The organism is Limnohabitans sp. TEGF005 (assembly GCF_055394835.1).
In genome coordinates, this window is sequence record NZ_AP029226.1 from 1,106,326 (window position 1) to 1,124,618 (window position 18,293).

Here is an 18,293-nt window from a genome sequence, read left to right on the forward strand (position 1 = left end):
CTTTTTTCTTGGATGGGTTGAAATCGCGGCCGCAGCATCCATGTGCAGCTGAATTGACCTGAGGGACACACATGTCTGGACACACACCTTTACCGCCCACCCCGATCGAACTGCCCATGTTGCCGCTGCGTGACGTGGTCGTTTTCCCTCACATGGTGATTCCTTTGTTTGTGGGGCGTCCCAAGAGCATCAAGGCCCTCGAATCGGCCATGGCCGCCGAGCGCCGCATCATGCTGGTGGCCCAAAAAACCGCCGCCAAGGACGAGCCCGCTACGGACGATATGTTCGAAGTGGGTTGTGTTTCGACCATTTTGCAAATGCTCAAACTGCCTGATGGCACCGTTAAGGTGTTGGTCGAAGGCCAGCAGCGCGCCTTGGTCAAGTCGATTGTCGATGGCGAGGCGCACTTTGTGGCCACGGTCACCCCGGTTGAACCATCGGCCGAGCAGGCAGAGCCCAGCAGCGAAATCGAAGCGCTGCGCCGTGCTGTGATGCAGCAGTTTGACCAGTACGTCAAGCTCAACAAGAAAATCCCACCCGAGATCCTGACCTCGATCTCCAGCATCGACGATCCGGGCCGATTGGCGGACACGATTGCCGCGCACTTGCCGCTCAAACTCGAGAACAAACAGCAGGTTCTGGATTTGGCCAGCATCAAGGCGCGTTTGGAAAACCTGTTTGCCCAGTTGGAGCACGAGGTTGACATCCTGAATGTTGACAAGCGCATCCGGGGTCGCGTCAAGCGCCAGATGGAAAAGAACCAGCGCGACTTTTACCTGAACGAACAGGTCAAAGCCATCCAGAAAGAACTGGGCGAAGGCGAAGAGGGCGCTGACATCGAAGAAATCGAAAAGAAGATCAAAGCGGCCAAGATGTCTGCCGAGGCCCGTAAAAAGGCCGAAGGCGAGCTGAAAAAACTCAAGCTGATGTCGCCCATGTCGGCCGAAGCCTCGGTGGTGCGCAACTATCTGGATGTGTTGATTGGCCTGCCCTGGGGCAAAAAAACCAAGCTCAAGCATGACCTGGCCAATGCCGAAGACGTGTTGAACCAGGACCATTTTGGCTTGGACAAAGTCAAAGACCGCATCCTTGAATATCTTGCTGTGCAGCAACGCGTTGACAAGGTCAAGGCCCCCATTTTGTGTCTGGTTGGGCCTCCGGGTGTGGGCAAGACCTCGCTGGGTCAATCTATTGCCAAGGCCACGGGTCGCAAATACGTGCGCATGGCCCTGGGCGGCATGCGTGACGAAGCCGAAATTCGCGGCCACCGCCGCACCTACATCGGGGCGTTGCCCGGCAAGGTGCTGCAGAACCTGAACAAGGTCGGTACCAAAAACCCGCTTTTCTTGCTCGATGAAATCGACAAACTGGGCACGGATTTCCGGGGTGATCCATCAAGCGCGTTGCTCGAGGTACTTGATCCCGAACAAAACCACACCTTTGGTGACCACTATGTTGAGGTCGATTTTGACCTGAGCGATGTGATGTTTGTGGCAACGTCCAATTCGATGAACATTCCCTCGGCCCTGTTGGACCGCATGGAAGTCATTCGTTTGTCTGGCTATACCGAAGACGAAAAAACCAGCATCGCCATGAAGTATTTGCTGCCCAAGCAAATGACCAACAACGGTGTGAAAGATGCCGAGTTGAACGTGACCGAAGACGCTGTGCGCGATGTGGTGCGTTATTACACTCGCGAGGCAGGTGTGCGTTCGCTCGAACGCGAACTGGGCAAAATTTGCCGCAAAGTTGTCAAGGCCTTGCTGCTCAAGCAAATGAAGCCACAGGTTGTGGTGAACGCTGACAACCTGAACGACTTTCTGGGCGTGCGCAAGTACAGCTACGGCCGTGCCGAGCAAAAGAACCAGGTTGGCCAGGTGGTGGGTTTGGCGTGGACCGAAGTGGGCGGCGATTTGCTAACCATTGAGGCGGCTTTGATGCCTGGCAAAGGCGTCATCACCCGTACCGGTTCGCTGGGCGATGTGATGAAAGAATCTGTCGAGGCAGCCCGCACCGTGGTGCGCAGCCGATCGCGTTTGTTGGGAATCAAGGACGAAGTCTTTGAAAAGAAAGACCTGCACATCCACGTTCCTGATGGGGCAACGCCCAAAGACGGCCCGAGCGCGGGTGCGGCCATGACAACAGCGATGGTGTCGGCCATGACAGGCATCCCCGTGCGTGCAGATGTCGCCATGACGGGTGAAATCACGTTGCGTGGTGAAGTGACCGCTATTGGTGGCCTGAAAGAAAAGCTGCTGGCCGCTTTGCGCGGTGGTATCAAAACCGTGTTGATTCCAGAAGACAACGTCAAAGACCTGCAAGACATTCCTGAGAATGTCAAAAATGGTTTGGAGATCGTGCCTGTGAAATGGATTGACCAAGTTTTGGACATTGCTTTGGAAGCCAAACCAGTGCCATTGAGTGACGAAGAGGTCGCCGCAGCTGCTGTGCCCGCCGTGGCAGCCACAGCCAAAGTGGATGCTGTAAAACATTGATGCAAATTTTTCGGGGCACCTCAAAATGCCCTGAAATCTGCATTACAATTCATCCAACGCAGCGAACAAAGCATACAATGCCAAGTTCACTGAAATGCGGGAATAGCTCAGTTGGTAGAGCGCAACCTTGCCAAGGTTGAGGTCGCGAGTTCGAGTCTCGTTTCCCGCTCCAAACATTGAAAGAAGTACCAATATCTTTCAGCAAAATGGGAAGCAATCGCTTCCCTTTTTTGTTTGTTGGGTCTCAAAAATGGTGCCCTCAAGTTCGGCGTTTCGATTGACCAAGAACATGGTTTTTTGATTCCCGTGATGGAGAAAACTGCATTTTCTCGATGTATAATTCAAGGCTTAGAATGCGGGAATAGCTCAGTTGGTAGAGCGCAACCTTGCCAAGGTTGAGGTCGCGAGTTCGAGTCTCGTTTCCCGCTCCAAACATTGAAAGAAGTTTCAACGTCTTTCAAAAAAATGGGAAGCACCAGCTTCCCATTTTTGTCAGCATGATTTTGATTCTGGCGCGATAGCAAAGCGGTTATGCAACGGATTGCAAATCCGTCTAGCCCAGTTCGACTCTGGGTCGCGCCTCCAGATAAAAAGCCGCTACTGCTTCATGCCGTAGCGGCTTTTTACCATTTGGCACCCGAGCAATACAAAACGGCCGGGAACGTGGCTGTCCAAGCCCAGAAAAACCGGTTGAGGCCGAAGAACACGAACACCAGAAAGTGGAAGAGGGCCGCCACAGCGCAAAACATCCAGGCCATTCGAACATCGAGCAGCGCGATTGGAAAGCAGCCTTCCCAAACCGTAAACGACCAGGAACAGATCCTGGCGACAGTGGGGTTCCTGAAAATGCTCTTGGCAGGCAATGGGCCATAAACGCCGGTGTCTAAAAAGAGCGTCATGGCGCGGCCTGACCGCCACTCTGGACGCATGAGCTTGACCCAGCCGGAGACGAAATACGAGCTGATCGTTTGCAAGCTGATGTACCAAAGACCGGCTCGCCAGCCCAGGGGGCTGTCTGTCAGGCTGCCCACAATGTGCGCCAGCAAGAGTCCTGTGATGGCGACCAGGGTCATGAAGTCGCTGCCGCCATTGAACGCCCCGCGCCAGCGCAAAAGCAAGAGCATCGCGATCAAAAAGAGCAGCAGGGCTCCGATCAATCCGATGTGCCCCAACATCAATGCAATCGCGAGCGCCAGACGCAAGCCCAGCAATGCTTTGTAGGGGCGTGGCTGGAACAGCTTGTTCAGACAAAATTTGATCCAGGCGGGTCGTGCGGGAATTTCTTGTTGAAGAATCGGCCAGACGGCCACGCGGTCCAGTGACTGCACACGCAGGTATTCAAGCGTTTGCAGCAGAAGGCTCCAGCCCAGCAGAACTTCAAAAATGCGAATGGCCAGTGTCAAGCTCATGTGGGTATTTCTGGCGATTGCAGCATGAGATGGCTGCTTTGAGTTCCAGGCATTTCCATTCGCACTTCAAACTGGAAAGCCGAAAGGTCGCGTAGCGGTTCTTCGGCCATCATGGGGCGATCACCCCATTGCCCGCCTGCAATGGCTTGCCGGGCCAAACGACTGACCAACTGGTAAGTTACCCGTTGCCGTATGTCTGTGCCATCGGGCAAGTCGTTGATGTCGTTGGCCAGGTGATCAACCAGGTTTTGGTGCGTGAGTGCCAAGTTGACGGCCGGGTTGTGGACCAGATGCTGTGGTCTGAGAGGCAACCTTGGATAAACCAGGCACCAGTCGGACCAGTTGCCCATTTTCGATTGGCCACGAACATACAGGCGAGGGGTGAGGTTGATGCCGTGGAAGAACTTCCAGTTGGGGAAAAACGCGCGAAAGAAAAAAAGCCAGGGCCCCTCAATGCTGCCCCCGCGTTTGCGAAGGGTGATCGCCAACAAGGCGAAATAGGCCACGATCAACAGGGGAGTGAAGTCCATGTGGCCAGTTTATCGCCTGTTCAATGACCCAAGCCATGCGGATCGATGTCAACTTGACGCGATCACCGCTCAAAACAGTGCATTCTTGTGGCCTAATATCGCTTTGCATTATTTATCTGGAGCCATAGATGGGCAACAAAATCGTTACCGAAGCAGATCGTAAATTCACAGCACCCCTGCCTGCATTGCCTGGCGTGACCTTGCCTACGCATGGCCGCGGTCAGCGAGTGAGTTTGGAGCGTGGTGTTTCAACTCGCAACAAGAAGAACCCCGGCAAGCGCTCCAAAAAAGGCGGCTGATTGAACGGACCTGGTGTGAGCCGGTTCTTTAATGCCCAAAGCCACTGATCCTCAGTGGCTTTTTTGTTGGTTCGCGCACAAGGTGTTGTTTGGCGATCCGGCGCTGTCAAATTGAAATGTGAGCTGCAATGGTGATTTCTTACGCCTGTGTTTTGGTCGCTGGCTTGATGCCTGTGTTTTGTGCGGGCATTGCCAAGGCGGGCGCCAAGGGCTATGACAACCACAACCCCCGTGCTTGGCTGGCACAGCAAAGTGGCTTTAGAGCGCGGGCCAATGCCGCTCAGGCGAACAGCTTGGAGGCCTTTCCATTTTTTGCCGTTGGCTTGGTGTTGGCGCTGCTGACGGGTGTCGATCCTTTCGTGGTTGATTTGTTGGCGGTTCTTTTTGTGGCGGCGCGAGTGGCTTATGTCGCTTGTTATCTGGCTGACAAAGCCTTGTTTCGGTCCATTTTCTGGGCTGTTGGCTATTTCAGTGTGATCGCTTTTTATGTTTTGGCCATGCAGAACTTGCAGCTTAATTGAGCCGAAAAATCGTTTTTATCAAGGCACAATAGAGCCTATGCCCCGGTGGTGAAATCGGTAGACACACCGGACTTAAAATCCGTTGCTTCGTGAATAACGGGCGTGCCGGTTCGATTCCGGCTCGGGGCACCACCGTTACAAAAGCACCATCATGAAAAACGACAACGCACCGCTTGAAATTCATGTGCATGGTGATGTGCCGATCAAACCCGGCACCGACATCCAGGCGATTCAGGAAGCGCTCAAGCCGCTTTGGCGTTACGCAGGAACTCGCAGTCTGAGCGAAGGCTCACCCAGTCTTTACGAGGAAGAACCCGGCATCCGTTTTGATGCGGGCTTGCACCGTCTGCAAATGTGCTGGACGGTCCGAGGTGACGAAGACTTTCGCATGGTCATGGAAGACCTGTGCATGAACCTCAACGAGTTGTCTGCTGCGGGCACTCAGATTGAGGTCACTTTTTACGACACTGAATTTGACGACGAAGATGAAGCCAGTGGCGCTGAGTCGCGCGATGATTTTGTGATGCTGTTTGTCGGCCCGGATCCAGGCGCGATCATGCAAGCCCAGCGCGACTTGTTGATTCACGATGTGGTGAACATGATGGAGCGTCATTTTGATGGTTCCGAGTTGTCTGGTGTCGTGGCCGAAATCGACAAGTTGTTCAGTCAGCGTTTTGACAATTTAGTCAGCTCGCTTGAACTGGGCAAGCCGCCCAGAGGCTCGGGCGGCAACAGCAGCGGCCATGGTGGCGGCGGTCGCCGCCCAAGACACCTTCACTGAAAGCCCCATTCATGACTGCCATGTTCTCGCGCGAAGCTCTTAACCCAGGTGTTCGATTGCGTGAGGTGTTTGGCTGGGCGATGTACGACTTCGCCAATTCTGGCTACACCACCGTGGTGATCACCGCTGTGTTTGCGGCCTATTTTGTTGGGGGCGTGGCGGGTGGCGCACCTTGGGCCACGCTCGCTTGGACATCGGCCCTGAGTACTTCTTATCTGATCGTCATGCTGACCATGCCGGGGCTGGGTGCATGGGCTGACCGTGTGGCGGGCAAAAGGCGTTTGCTGATGTGGGTCACTGCGGGCTGCGTGATCAGCACGGCGGCATTGGCCCTGGTGGGACCGGGGCAGGTGGCTTTGGGTTTGCTGATCCTGGTGATCTCCAACACATTCTTTTCTTATGGCGAGTCTTTGACCGCTTCATTTTTGCCCGAACTGGCCCAACCCCAGGCCATGGGCCGCGTCAGCGGTTGGGGCTGGGCGGTGGGCTACATCGGCGGCATGCTCACGCTGGGTGTCTGCTTGGCCTATGTATTGGCAGCGCAAGCACGGGGTGAGACAGGCGGTCAATTTGTGCCGGTGACCATGTTGATCACCGCCTCGGTTTATGGCGTTGCGGCTTGCGTGACTTTTGTCTTGATGCGTGAGCACGCTAAACCCCAGCCAGACGCGCCTGTTGTGGGCATGCTGGCAAGCTTGCAAGGTTTGGCTCAAACATTCCGCGACGCACGCCCGTACAAAGATTTCACCCGACTGATGGCATGCGCGGTGGCCTATCAGGGCGGGGTGGCGGTGGCCATTTCGTTGGCGGCCATTTACGCCGAACAGGTCATTGGGTTTCAAGCACAAGAGACCATGGTTCTGATCTTTGTACTGAACATCGCAGCCTTTGTGGGCGCTTTTGTGTTTGGTTATGCCCAAGACCGGATGGGCCACAAGTTGGCGTTGTCCTTGACTTTGCTGGGTTGGATATTGACGTGTGTGATCGCGGCTTTGTCGAGCACCAAGGAGGTGTTCTGGTGGGCTGCCGCCATTGCGGGCCTCTGCATGGGCTCGAGTCAGTCTTCTGGTCGGGCCATGGCAGGCCTGATGGCGCCACCTGAGCGCTTGGGCGAGTTCTTTGGTCTTTGGACTTTTGCGATCCGTCTGGCCAGCATCGTCGGCCCCTTGAGCTATGGCCTGATCACTTGGCTGAGCGGTGGCAATCAGCGCCTGGCCATTGGCTCGACCTCGCTCTTGTTTGTGTTGGGTCTGGTTTTGCTCATGCCCGTCAATGTGGCCCGTGGACGGCGCATGGCCTTGGGGCAAGACTGATTAAACGTGTGCGTCTGCCCGCTGGCAGACAGCGTGCGGTAGACCCAGCCAGCGTTGTGCTGCCGCTTGCAGGCTGGCCAAGTCACCATTGCTCAGCAGGCTGATGCGGTTGGCCAATGCGTGTGGGCCAGGGCCACTGCGCAGCAGGGCGGCTGCCTCCAGCAAGCGCCGCGTTTGCCGCGCTACAGGCTGGCCGGTAGAGACCAGATGCACCTGCGGTCCGAGCAGTTCGCGCAGTGCACTTTCGGCAAATACATAGTGGGTGCATCCCAGAACCAGTGTGTCCATCTGGCCGGGGGCTTGTCCGAAATCACCCATCTCACGGGTATAGGTTTGCAGCAATTCGGTGATTCGCTCGGTCGCAGGGGCCCCCATCGTCAGATGGGTGCTTTGCTCGATGGCCAGCGCCAGTCCGTTGCAAGGCTGCACGGTGAACTGGGCCTGGTCTTCGAGGCTGGTCAGCAGACGATGGAACTTTTCACTGCCCAGTGTGCCCCGTGTACCGATGACCCCGATATGCCCAGTCTGGCTGATTTTTAAGGCGGGTTTCAGGGCCGGCTCGACACCAATGAGGATCAGGTGCGGGTGCTGTGTGCGCAACTCATGTATGGCCGCCGCGGTGGCTGTGTTGCAGGCCACCACCAAGGCTTTGATGTGGTGCCGTTTGATCAAGTGATCTGCAATGGCCAGGCTGCGCTGGCGTACGAACAAATCGGTTTTTTCTCCGTAGGGTGCATGACCGTTGTCTGCCCAATAGACAAAGTGTTCGGCAGGCAGAGCAGCCAGCAGAGACTGCAAGATGCTCAGGCCGCCGATGCCGCTGTCAAAAACGCCGATGGGTGATTCAGTCATGGATCAGGTGAGCGCGATGGCTGGTGACCACCGCCGCTTCACATTCAGCCCGCGGTCACGCCAATACCCTTGAACTCGCCTGTGGCGATGCGCTTTTGCCATTCGGCCGGGCCGGTGATGTGGGCGCTGGTGCCGCCCGCGTCTACCGCCACCGTCACGGGCATGTCGACCACGTCAAATTCATAGATGGCTTCCATGCCCATGTCGGCAAATCCCACCACCTTGGCGTGCTTGATGGCTTTGGACACGAGGTAAGCCGCGCCGCCCACAGCCATGAGGTAGGCCGACTTGTGTTTTTGGATGGCTTCGATGGCCACCGGGCCGCGCTCCGCTTTGCCGATCATGGCAATCAGGCCTGTTTTAGCCAGCATCATTTCGGTGAAGCCGTCCATGCGGGTGGCGGTGGTCGGGCCTGCGGGTCCCACGGCCTCGTCGCCCACGGGGTCCACTGGGCCCACGTAATAGATCACGCGGTTGGTGAAGTCCACCGGCAGGGGCTCGCCCTTGGCCAACATGTCCTGGATGCGTTTGTGTGCGGCGTCGCGGCCTGTCAGCATCTTGCCGTTGAGCAGCAGCGTCTGCCCAGGTTTCCAGCTCGCGACTTCGGCGGGCGTGAGGGCGTTCAGGTCGACGCGTTGGCTTTTCTCGGTGTCGGGTGTCCAGTTCACGTTGGGCCACAGGTCCAGCGATGGCGCTTCGAGGTAAGTGGGGCCAGAGCCGTCCAGCACAAAGTGCGCGTGGCGGGTGGCCGCGCAGTTGGGGATCATGGCCACGGGCTTGCTGGCTGCGTGGGTGGGGTACATCTTGATTTTGATGTCGAGCACGGTGGTCAAACCGCCGAGACCCTGTGCGCCAATGCCCAAGGCGTTGACTTTGTGGTACAGCTCCAGGCGCATTTCTTCGACTTGGTCGAGCTTCTCGCCTTTGCTGGATTTCTCGAGCAATTGGTACATGTCCAGGTCGTCCATCAGGCTTTCCTTGGCCATGAGCACGGCTTTTTCAGCGGTGCCGCCAATGCCGATGCCCAGCATGCCAGGTGGGCACCAGCCTGCGCCCATGGTGGGCACGGTTTTGAGCACCCAGTCGACGATGCTGTCGCCGGGGTTGAGCATGATCATCTTGGATTTGTTTTCGCTGCCACCGCCTTTGGCTGCAACGGTCACGTCGACTTTGTTGCCCGGCACGATCTCGGTAAAGATCACGGCGGGCGTGTTGTCCTTGGTGTTTTTGCGGTTGAAGTGCGGGTCAGCCACCACAGAGGCACGCAGGGTGTTGTCTGGGTGGTTGTAACCACGGCGCACGCCTTCGTTGACGGCGTCGTCCAAGCTGCCGGTAAAACCGTCCCAGCGCACATCCATGCCTACTTTCAGGAACACGTTGACGATGCCTGTGTCTTGGCAGATCGGGCGATGGCCTGTGGCGCTCATCTTGCTGTTGGTCAGGATTTGAGCGATTGCGTCCTTGGCGGCCGGGCTTTGTTCGCGCTCATAGGCCTTGGCCAAGTGGGCGATGTAGTCGGCCGGGTGGTAGTAGCTGATGTACTGCAGGGCGGCGGCGACGGATTCGATCAGGTCGGCTTGTTTGATCACAGTGGTCATGGTGAGGTGGTCCAGTGGAGGGTCAAAAAACGAGGGAATTCAATGGCCGGATTTGTCGTGGTGCGACATCAATCGGTCGGCATAGGCAATGGCGATCGCGCTGAGCAAAAAGGCAATGTGGATCACGGTTTGCCACATCAACACTTTTTCGTCGTAGTTGGCGGCGTTGATGAAGGTTTTGAGCAAGTGGATCGAGCTGATGCCGATGATGGCCGTGCCCAGCTTGACCTTGAGCACCGAGGCGTTGACATGGTCCAGCCATTCGGGTTGGTCGGGGTGGCCTTCGAGGTTCAAGCGTGAGACAAAAGTTTCGTAGCCTCCCACGATCACCATGATCAGCAAGTTGGAGATCATGACCACGTCGATCAGGCCCAGCACAACCAGCATGATCACGGTTTCATTGAGCGAGGTGATGGGGGCCGTGGTTTTGTAGCCAATGCCGTTGATCAGTGCTTGCAGCGCTGTCTGGCTGCCAAAAGCGGCTTCGAGCAAATGCACCAGTTCTACCCAAAAGTGGAACACGTACACGGCTTGCGCGGCAATCAGGCCCAAGTACAAAGGCAACTGCAGCCACCGGCTGGCAAAGATGAAGCTGTTCAACGAGCTCAAAGAGCTTTTGCGTGGGAGGGGCTGTTTGGGTGTGGGCTTCATGAATTTCTTTGACAGTGGGCGACTTCAGACAAACCGCGATTTTAGGCGGTAGATCTCCTGTCGCAGGCCTTGTTTGTGCAAGCCTGCTGTCAGTCAGTGCTTTGTAAGAGCGAAAGCAGACATTTGCACCAGTTTCAAAAACGCCATGTCATTGAGGAGACAAATCAGATGAGCGCCAACATTTACCAACCCAGTGCAGACTTCGTCAAGAACGCCCACGTTTCCGGCATGCCCGCCTACGAAGCGCTGTGCAAAGAAGCTGAAACAGATTACCAAGGCTATTGGGGTCGATTGGCCAAAGAGCTGATCACTTGGAAGACACCCTTCACCCAAGTGCTGGACGAGTCCAATGCCCCATTCTTCAAGTGGTTCGAAGACGGCACCTTGAATGCTTCTTACAACTGCCTGGACCGCAACGTCGAAAAAGGCCTGGGCGACAAGACCGCCATCATTTTTGAAGCCGATGGGGGCGAAGTGACCAAGATCACTTACAGCCAACTCTTGGCCAAAACCTGCCAATACGCCAACGCCTTGAAATCCCTGGGTGTCCAAAAGGGCGACCGCGTTGTCATCTACATTTCGATGTCGATTGAAGGCGTGGCCGCCATGCAAGCCTGCGCCCGCATTGGTGCGACCCACTCGGTGGTGTTTGGGGGCTTTTCGGCCCAATCGCTGCGTGACCGCATTGAAGACACTGGCGCTGTGGCCGTGATCACCGCTGACCACCAAGTGCGTGGCGGCAAGCACCTGCCCCTCAAATCCATCGTCGACGAAGCCCTGAACTTGGGCGGCTGCGACAGCATCAAAAACGTCTTGGTCATCAAGCGCAGTGGCAATGAAATCGCCATGACCGCAGGCCGCGACCTGTGGATGGCCGACTTGGCCGACAAGCAAGCCACCACCTGCGAGCCAGAGTGGGTGAGCGCCGAGCACCCTTTGTTCTTGCTCTACACCTCCGGCTCGACTGGCAAGCCAAAAGGCGTGCAACACAGCACCGGTGGCTATTTGCTGCACGCGGCCTTGACCACCAAGTGGACCTTCGACTTGAAGGCAGACGACGTGTTCTGGTGCACCGCCGACATCGGCTGGGTCACTGGCCACACTTACATCACCTACGGCCCTCTGGCCTTGGGCGGCACCGAGATCGTGTTCGAAGGCGTGCCCACTTACCCGGATGCTGGCCGCTTCTGGAAAATGATCCAAGACCACAAAGTCTCGATTTTCTACACCGCTCCCACCGCCATCCGTTCGTTGATCAAACTGGCTGAAGCCAACGACGCCGTGCACCCCAAGAGCTATGACCTGTCCAGCCTGCGCTTGCTGGGCTCGGTCGGCGAGCCAATCAACCCCGCTGCGTGGGAATGGTATTACCAGCACGTGGGTGGCAGCCGTTGCCCGATTGTGGACACTTTCTGGCAAACCGAAACCGGTGGTCACATGATCACGCCGCTGCCCGGTGTGACCCCCATGGTGCCCGGCTCTTGCACACTGCCGTTCCCTGGTATCCAGGCCGCCATCGTCAGCGAAACAGGCGAAGACATGCCCAATGGCCAAGGCGGCATTCTGGTCGTCAAGCGCCCATGGCCTTCCATGATCCGCAACATCTGGGGCGATCCTGAGCGCTTCAAAAAGAGCTACTACCCGGACGACTTCAAGGGCAAGTACTACCTGGCTGGCGACGGCGCGATCCGCGACGAAAAGACCGGGTACTTCACCATCACTGGCCGCATTGACGACGTGCTGAACGTGTCGGGTCACCGCATGGGCACCATGGAAATCGAATCCGCCTTGGTTGGCTGCACCGAGCTGGTGGCTGAAGCCGCTGTCGTGGGCCGCCCTGATGACACCACAGGCGAAGCCATCTGTGCATTTGTGGTGCTCAAGCGCTCATTGCCCAACACCGAAGAGGGCAAGGCGATTGCCAAGCAACTGCGCGATCACATCGCCAAAGAAATCGGCCCGATCGCCAAACCTAAAGACATCCGCTTTGGCGAAAACTTGCCCAAGACCCGTTCCGGCAAGATCATGCGTCGCTTGCTGCGCTCGCTGGCCAAAGGCGAAGAGATCACGCAAGACATCTCCACCCTGGAGAACCCTGGCATCCTGAGCCAGTTGGGTCAGGCGTACTGATCTCACCTGTCATGCCGGACTTGAGCCGGCATCCATGCAAAACGGCAGCTTAGGCTGCCGTTTTGCTTTCTGGTTTTGAGGGCTGTACGGCTTGGTGATTCAGTCCCCCAACACCACACCCTCACGGCGTGGATCAGCCCCACCAAACCAGCCTTGAGGTGTGCGCTCAATGGCTTGCAGGCCGCTGGTCATGTCCATCTCACGCACATCATGACCTCGGGCTTTCAACGCATCTGCGGTGCTGGGTGGAAAGCGTTTGGCCTCCAGCAGCGTGGGGCCATTGAGTGAGCCAAAGTTGGGCAGACTGACGGCCTGCTGGGCGTTCAGGTCCCAGTACAGCGTGCCCGTCAAGAGCTTGGCCGTGTAGTGAATGATGAGTGCCCCGCCCGGGCTGCCGCCGCTCATGACCAACTGCCCCGTGGCTTTGTCGAACACCAGCGTGGGCGACATGGACGAGCGTGGACGTTTGCCGGGTTCGACCCGGTTGGCAATGGGCCGGCCTTGCGCGTCGGAGGGCACAAAGCTGAAATCGGTCAGTTCGTTGTTGAGCAAAAAGCCACCGGGCCGGGTGGGGTCGGTGGTGACCATGCGACGCGAACCAAAGGCGGCCTCGATGGTGGTGGTCATGGCCACAGCCCGGCCTTGGGCATCGACCACGCTGATGTGGCTGGTGCCGTATTCGGCTTGCGCAGGCATGGGTGCAAAGCTGGTGGGGGTGCCGCCTGGCCGTCCGGCTGTGGCAACTTTCATCGACTGGTTGCCGATCAGTTGGCTGCGTTCGCGCAGATAAGCTGACCCGAGCAAGCTGCGCCAATCGCCAGCGGGTGCACGCACAAAGTCGGGGTCGGCCACGTACTGTGCCCGGTCAGCAAAGGCCAGGCGCGAGGCCTCGGTGTAGCGGTGCAACCAGTCGGGTGAGGGCAAACCGTCTGCAAATTCGGCACCCTGAGCGCTTGTGTTGGCCAGCACGCCCAGGATCTGCCCAATGGCGATCTGGCCCGATGACGGCGGTGGAAAACCACAGATGCGGTACGCGCGAGACCGCGCGGTGTGATCGAAGCACAAGGCTTCACGTTCACGGGGCTGGTAGTTGGCCAGGTCTTGCAGGCTCAAACTTCCGGGGCGTGGCGCGGCTTGTGTGCGCTGAACAATGGCCTGGGCCACAAGCCCTTCGTGCAGGGCACGGCTGCCTTCGCTGGCCATGCGGCGCAGCACATGGGCGTATTCGGGGTTGCGCAGCACATGGCTCACAGGCCAAGCCTGGCCTTGTGCGTTGTAGAAAAAGCGCAGGGCCAGAGGGTCTTTTTTCAGGTGTGGATCGGCTTGCAGCAGGGCGTGCAGGCGCGCACTGACCTTGAAGCCTTGTTCGGCCAACGTGATGGCGGGCGCAAACAACTGGGCCCAAGGCAAGACACCGTGCTGCCGGTGTGCGGCTTCCAGCATGCGCATCGCGCCGGGCACGCCCACGGAATGGCCACTCAAGACCGCATCGTCAAACAGGAGGGGCTTGCCGTTGTCACCCACAAACATGTCGCCCTGGGCACCCGCCGGGGCGGTCTCGCGCCCGTCGTGCGCCGTGACTTTCTGGCCATCAAAGTGCAGCAAAAAAGCCCCGCCGCCGATACCACTGGACTGCGGCTCCACCAAACCCAGCACCAGCTGCACGGCTATGGCGGCATCCATGGCCGAACCCCCAGCCTGCAAAATTTGCTGCCCGGCATCGGTGGCCAGCGGGTTGGCGGCGGCCACAGCCTGCCGCGCATAGGCCCAGCCGGGTTTGTCGGTGTTGCCACTGGCAGCTTCGGGTTGCTCGGGCACGCTGTAGCGCCAAGGGCTGGTGGGCGGGACGGTGCAGGCGCTCAAGAGCGAAAGACAAATCAGGCTGAATGGCAGGGTTTTTTCCATGTGTTCTCCGTGACAGGAGCATGCTATCGGTAAATTTATCCGAGAGCCAGCAGGCCTGGACCGCAAGCCATTGTGAGCAGTTTTAGTTCACTTGGGTGCCAAGCGAATCGCCCCATCCAACCGAATCACTTCGCCATTGAGCATGTCGTTTTCGATGATGTGCTTGGCCAGTTTGGCGTAGTCCTGGGGAGTGCCCAAGCGGCTGGGGAAGGGCACGCCTGCCGCCAGCGCGTCTTGCACTTCTTGGGGCATGCCAAACAGCATGGGGGTGCCAAAAATACCGGGGGCAATGGTCATGTTGCGGATGCCGTTGCGGGCCAGGTCGCGGGCGATGGGCAGTGTCATGCCGACCACGCCGCCTTTGGATGCGGCATAGGCGGCTTGGCCAATTTGGCCGTCATAAGCAGCCACGCTGGCGGTGCTGATCAACACGCCGCGCTCGCCTGTGGCTTCGGGCTCGTTTTTGCACATGGCTTCCGATGCCAGTCGGATCATGTTGAAGGTGCCGACCAGGTTGACCATGATGGTCTTGGTGTAGACGGCCAGGCTGTGCGCGCCGTTTTTGCCCACGGTTTTTTCTGCGGGGGCGATGCCCGCGCAGTTGACCAATCCCATGAGCTTGCCCATGGCCACGGCTTGGGCCACCACGGCTTGGCCATCGGCTTCGTTGCTGACGTCGCACTTGACGAACGCGCCGCCCAGTTCTTTGGCCACAGCCGCGCCTTTTTCGGCCTGCATGTCGGCAATGACGACTTTGGCCCCATGGGCTGCCAGCATGCGGGCGGTGCCTTCGCCCAGACCGGATGCGCCACCTGTGACGATGAAAACTTTGCCTTGAATGTCCATGTTGAGCTCCTGAATTTGATTGACGTTACGTCAACGTCAATTATGCACATCTGGCATGCACGTCCAGCAGGCCGAAAGACCCGCCAGAAAGCACTCCGGCTAATGGTTTTGGGGTAAAGCACTACTTGAAAGCTTGAATACCCAATCGAGCTGAGGCCCTCTAGCATGAACTTCATCCCGACCAACACGGCCGGGGGCATCGGTTCAGGAGAGACGCATGGGTTCAGGCATCGCGTGGTCAACACAGTCGCTGGTCAACACCGACGACAACTGGCGCAGGGCATCTCAGTTGTTGGCCACCGCCGACATTCGGGTTGGGGGTGGCAGACCCTGGGACATGCGTGTGCACCATCCGGCCACCTTTGACCGCATCTTGACGCAGGGCAGTTTGGGTTTGGGAGAGAGCTATGTGGACGGCTGGTGGGACTGTAACCAGCTCGACGAATTCATTGCCCGCATTTTGCGAGCGCGGCTGGACGAACAGGTTGGCCGTGCCGGCTGGCTGTGGGCCTCGCTCAAGGCGCGCCTGACCAACCTGCAATCCCAAAGCCGTGCGTGGCAGGTGGGCGAGGTGCATTACGACTTGGGCAACGATTTGTACGAAGCCATGCTCGACCCGACCATGGCTTACAGCTGTGGCTATTGGCCCGTGGCGCAAACCTTGGCACAGGCGCAAGAGGCCAAGCTGGACCTGATTTGTCAAAAGTTGCAGCTCCTACCGGGCATGCGTTTGCTGGACATTGGCTGCGGCTGGGGCAGTTTGATGTGCTTTGCCGCCAAGCATTACGGCGTGCAGTGCGTGGGGCTGACTGTTTCCAAAGAGCAAGCCCGCTTGGGTGCAGAAAAAGCACGAGATTTGCCAGTCCGGTTTGAGCTGTTGGATTACCGGCGCTTCAACCCTGACGGTGAACAACGCTTTGATCGCATCGCCTCAGTGGGCATGTTCGAGCATGTGGGCCACAAAAACTACCGCGCTTACTTTGACATGGCACGGCGCAGCTTGCGTCACGATGGTTTGTTTTTGCTGCACACCATTGGCAAGAACCGGTCGGGGGCGGGCATTGACCGCTGGATTGAAAAATACATCTTCCCCAACGGGGTCTTGCCGTCGTCATCGGACCTCGCTTTGGCCAGCGAAGACCACTTCGTCATGGAGGACTGGCATAACTTTGGCGAAGATTACGACAAAACCTTGATGGCTTGGAACGCCCGATTTGAAGACGCTTGGCCCTCACTGCAAGGCCGGTATGGCGAGCGTTTTTACCGCATGTGGCGTTATTACCTGTTGTGCTGTGCGGGCACCTTTCGGGCCCGAGACAACCAACTTTGGCAAGTTGTTTTCTCGCCCAATGGCCATGCTGGTGGCTACCGCAGGCCCTTGCTCTGAGGGCGCATTTTTATTCGTTGTGGTTCATTTTGTGCACAAACATGCGCAAGAAAAAAGCGGCCATGAGCAGCATGAACACGATCACGCCCAAACTCATCAAGCCATAGTCGGTCGAAAACAGGTCAATCAGCATTTTCATGGGGCATCCTTGAATGGGTTTGGGTGATTCACTGTGCGCCAAAAGGCTCGCGAAAGCCCTGATCAAGGTCAAGGGCTTGGCACAAAGCCATGCTCCAATGTGCTTTGTTGTTTTTAGACAGGCCCCCCATGAATTTGAACCCGCAGCATTCTTTGCCCGTATCCGCCCGCATTTTCTTGTCGTTGGGTGCCCTGAGCGCTTGCTCCAGCGTGGTGTTCAGCGCGGCATTCGCGCATTTGCCTGTGTTTGCTGGCGGCGTGCCGGCCATGGTGCAAACCGCGCTGACCCAGCAACAGTTCCATTCGCTGGGCTTAGTGCTTGTGGGTTTGGCCAGCAGCTGGTTGGGCGCTTCGCGATGGCTGCAAGCCGCTGGCTGGCTGATGCTCGTGGGCTTGCTCTTGTTCAGCTTCAACCTGTATGCACGCAATGTGCTGGGGTTTGACGCGCTGCGGGCCATGGTGCCTTGGGGTGGTGGGGCCTGGATTTTGGCTTGGCTGTGCCTGGCACTCGGGTTTGCTGTTGGCCCAGCCCGAAATGCCAAGCGGCCATGAAGGGTTGACGCGGCTGAAGGTTTTGCCTATCGGTTTGATAGGAACTATTCATGGCTCATCGACCTGGGCTGCATTATGATTGCTACCAATGAGTTTTCTCATTCGATAGTTTTTTTAAACCAACCAAAGGAAACACCATGTCCCTGATCAACACACAAGTTCAGCCCTTCAAAGCCCAGGCTTTTCACAACGGCAAGTTCATCGAAGTCACCGAGCAAAGCCTCAAAGGCAAGTGGAACGTGCTGATTTTCATGCCCGCTGCGTTCACCTTCAACTGCCCCACAGAAATCGAAGACGCGGCCGACAACTATGCGGCTTTCCAGAAAGCCGGTGCCGAGGTCTACATCGTGACCACCGACACCCACTTCTCGCACAAAGTCTGGCACGAGACTTCGCCTGCCGTGGGCAAAGCCAAGTTCCCATTGATGGGCGACCCTACACACGCGCTGACACGCGCATTTGGCGTGCACATTGACGAAGAAGGCCTGGCACTGCGCGGCACTTTCATCATCAACCCCGAGTTGATGATCAAGACAGTGGAAATCCATTCCAACGAAATCGCCCGTGACGTGTCTGAGACCCTGCGCAAGCTGACCGCTGCCCAGTACACCGCCGCCAACCCCGGCCAAGTGTGCCCAGCCAAGTGGAAAGAAGGCGCCAAGACTTTGGCTCCTTCCATCGACCTGGTCGGCAAGATCTAAATCTTGATCGGACGCCCTGTTCAATCAGGGCAGTCTTGAGCCGACGGCCTGCATTGCAGGACGTTGAGCGCAGCCCATTCAGGTCACAAGCCTGCCGTGAGCTGCCCTCAACGATTCCCACCAACCCCTTAAAAATCGGCCCCGTCACAAGCGAGGGTCTGGGATTTTTGTAGCCTGAAACCGGA

General features: G+C 57.6%; 17 protein-coding genes and 4 tRNA genes. 13 read left to right on the plus strand and 8 right to left on the minus strand.

What is annotated here, in order from left to right; translation table 11 throughout:
• Positions 1 to 71 precede the first annotated feature (71 nt).
• The 4 genes from lon (at position 72) to ACZ5RG_RS05315 (ending at position 3,080) form a co-directional block, all read left to right on the plus strand.
• A complete protein-coding gene (lon, locus tag ACZ5RG_RS05300; protein ID WP_312261864.1) occupies positions 72 to 2,495 on the plus strand; it encodes an endopeptidase La in 2,424 nt (807 codons plus the stop codon).
• A gap of 96 nt (positions 2,496 to 2,591) precedes the next feature.
• Positions 2,592 to 2,667, plus strand: a tRNA-Gly gene (locus ACZ5RG_RS05305).
• 183 nt (positions 2,668 to 2,850) lie between these two features.
• A tRNA-Gly gene (locus ACZ5RG_RS05310) sits at positions 2,851 to 2,926 on the plus strand.
• An 80-nt stretch (positions 2,927 to 3,006) separates the two neighbouring features.
• Positions 3,007 to 3,080 (plus strand) — tRNA-Cys (locus tag ACZ5RG_RS05315).
• Positions 3,081 to 3,118: 38 nt separating this feature from the next.
• On the opposite strand, the gene ACZ5RG_RS05320 is transcribed toward ACZ5RG_RS05315, so the two are convergent.
• Together ACZ5RG_RS05320 and ACZ5RG_RS05325 are read right to left on the minus strand one after the other, a co-directional pair.
• Complete coding sequence (locus tag ACZ5RG_RS05320) at positions 3,119 to 3,904, minus strand: hypothetical protein (protein ID WP_464447969.1); 786 nt, start codon at positions 3,902 to 3,904, stop codon at positions 3,119 to 3,121.
• Complete coding sequence (locus ACZ5RG_RS05325) at positions 3,901 to 4,434, minus strand: hypothetical protein (protein WP_312262336.1); 534 nt, start codon at positions 4,432 to 4,434, stop codon at positions 3,901 to 3,903. The genes ACZ5RG_RS05320 and ACZ5RG_RS05325 overlap by 4 nt, the downstream gene beginning before the upstream one ends.
• 128 nt (positions 4,435 to 4,562) lie before the next feature.
• Between ACZ5RG_RS05325 and ACZ5RG_RS05330 the strand changes: the two genes are divergently transcribed.
• From ACZ5RG_RS05330 to ACZ5RG_RS05350, 5 genes are all read left to right on the plus strand, one after another.
• Positions 4,563 to 4,733 carry a hypothetical protein gene (locus ACZ5RG_RS05330; RefSeq protein WP_019428833.1) on the plus strand — a complete coding sequence of 57 codons (171 nt, stop codon included), beginning with the start codon at positions 4,563 to 4,565 and terminating at the stop codon, positions 4,731 to 4,733.
• A 128-nt stretch (positions 4,734 to 4,861) separates the two neighbouring features.
• The gene (locus ACZ5RG_RS05335) at positions 4,862 to 5,254 is read left to right on the plus strand and encodes an MAPEG family protein (protein ID WP_298599550.1); all 393 of its coding nucleotides are present in this window, start codon (positions 4,862 to 4,864) and stop codon (positions 5,252 to 5,254) included.
• Between the two features lie 39 nt (positions 5,255 to 5,293).
• Positions 5,294 to 5,386 (plus strand) — tRNA-Leu (locus ACZ5RG_RS05340).
• A gap of 19 nt (positions 5,387 to 5,405) precedes the next feature.
• Positions 5,406 to 6,035, plus strand: coding sequence for a DUF6806 family protein (locus tag ACZ5RG_RS05345; protein WP_298599553.1), 630 nt, complete (start codon positions 5,406 to 5,408; stop codon positions 6,033 to 6,035).
• An 11-nt stretch (positions 6,036 to 6,046) separates the two neighbouring features.
• Entirely contained in the window at positions 6,047 to 7,348 is a 1,302-nt protein-coding gene (locus ACZ5RG_RS05350) for an MFS transporter (protein WP_298599556.1), read from the plus strand.
• Here ACZ5RG_RS05350 and murI read toward each other — a convergent pair whose 3' ends face one another.
• From murI to ACZ5RG_RS05365, 3 genes are read right to left on the minus strand one after another with little or no spacing between them, the layout of a single operon-like run.
• Positions 7,349 to 8,200, minus strand: a complete 852-nt coding sequence (gene murI / locus ACZ5RG_RS05355; RefSeq protein WP_315235633.1) for a glutamate racemase — start codon at positions 8,198 to 8,200, stop codon at positions 7,349 to 7,351.
• A gap of 44 nt (positions 8,201 to 8,244) precedes the next feature.
• A complete protein-coding gene (locus ACZ5RG_RS05360) occupies positions 8,245 to 9,798 on the minus strand; it encodes a fumarate hydratase (protein ID WP_298599563.1) in 1,554 nt (517 codons plus the stop codon).
• A 39-nt stretch (positions 9,799 to 9,837) separates the two neighbouring features.
• Positions 9,838 to 10,449 carry a TIGR00645 family protein gene (locus ACZ5RG_RS05365; protein ID WP_298599565.1) on the minus strand — a complete coding sequence of 204 codons (612 nt, stop codon included), beginning with the start codon at positions 10,447 to 10,449 and terminating at the stop codon, positions 9,838 to 9,840.
• A gap of 168 nt (positions 10,450 to 10,617) precedes the next feature.
• Between ACZ5RG_RS05365 and acs the strand changes: the two genes are divergently transcribed.
• Complete coding sequence (gene acs / locus ACZ5RG_RS05370; RefSeq protein ID WP_298599569.1) at positions 10,618 to 12,579, plus strand: acetate--CoA ligase; 1,962 nt, start codon at positions 10,618 to 10,620, stop codon at positions 12,577 to 12,579.
• 99 nt (positions 12,580 to 12,678) lie between these two features.
• On the opposite strand, the gene ACZ5RG_RS05375 is transcribed toward acs, so the two are convergent.
• Together ACZ5RG_RS05375 and ACZ5RG_RS05380 are read right to left on the minus strand one after the other, a co-directional pair.
• A complete protein-coding gene (locus tag ACZ5RG_RS05375) occupies positions 12,679 to 14,484 on the minus strand; it encodes a gamma-glutamyltransferase family protein (RefSeq protein WP_464447970.1) in 1,806 nt (601 codons plus the stop codon).
• Between the two features lie 87 nt (positions 14,485 to 14,571).
• Positions 14,572 to 15,330, minus strand: a complete 759-nt coding sequence (locus ACZ5RG_RS05380) for a 3-hydroxyacyl-CoA dehydrogenase (RefSeq protein WP_298599575.1) — start codon at positions 15,328 to 15,330, stop codon at positions 14,572 to 14,574.
• Between the two features lie 217 nt (positions 15,331 to 15,547).
• On the opposite strand from ACZ5RG_RS05380, the gene cfa reads away from it, so the two are divergent.
• The gene (cfa, locus tag ACZ5RG_RS05385) at positions 15,548 to 16,717 is read left to right on the plus strand and encodes a cyclopropane fatty acyl phospholipid synthase (protein ID WP_464447971.1); all 1,170 of its coding nucleotides are present in this window, start codon (positions 15,548 to 15,550) and stop codon (positions 16,715 to 16,717) included.
• 10 nt (positions 16,718 to 16,727) lie between these two features.
• Here cfa and ACZ5RG_RS05390 read toward each other — a convergent pair whose 3' ends face one another.
• Positions 16,728 to 16,856 carry a DUF3149 domain-containing protein gene (locus ACZ5RG_RS05390; protein ID WP_019428843.1) on the minus strand — a complete coding sequence of 43 codons (129 nt, stop codon included), beginning with the start codon at positions 16,854 to 16,856 and terminating at the stop codon, positions 16,728 to 16,730.
• A gap of 128 nt (positions 16,857 to 16,984) precedes the next feature.
• Here ACZ5RG_RS05390 and ACZ5RG_RS05395 point away from each other — a divergent pair, with 128 nt between their 5' ends.
• Together ACZ5RG_RS05395 and ahpC are read left to right on the plus strand one after the other, a co-directional pair.
• A complete protein-coding gene (locus ACZ5RG_RS05395) occupies positions 16,985 to 17,407 on the plus strand; it encodes a DUF423 domain-containing protein (RefSeq protein ID WP_464447972.1) in 423 nt (140 codons plus the stop codon).
• 137 nt (positions 17,408 to 17,544) lie between these two features.
• Positions 17,545 to 18,108 carry an alkyl hydroperoxide reductase subunit C gene (gene ahpC, locus ACZ5RG_RS05400; protein ID WP_298599154.1) on the plus strand — a complete coding sequence of 188 codons (564 nt, stop codon included), beginning with the start codon at positions 17,545 to 17,547 and terminating at the stop codon, positions 18,106 to 18,108.
• Positions 18,109 to 18,293 lie beyond the last annotated feature (185 nt).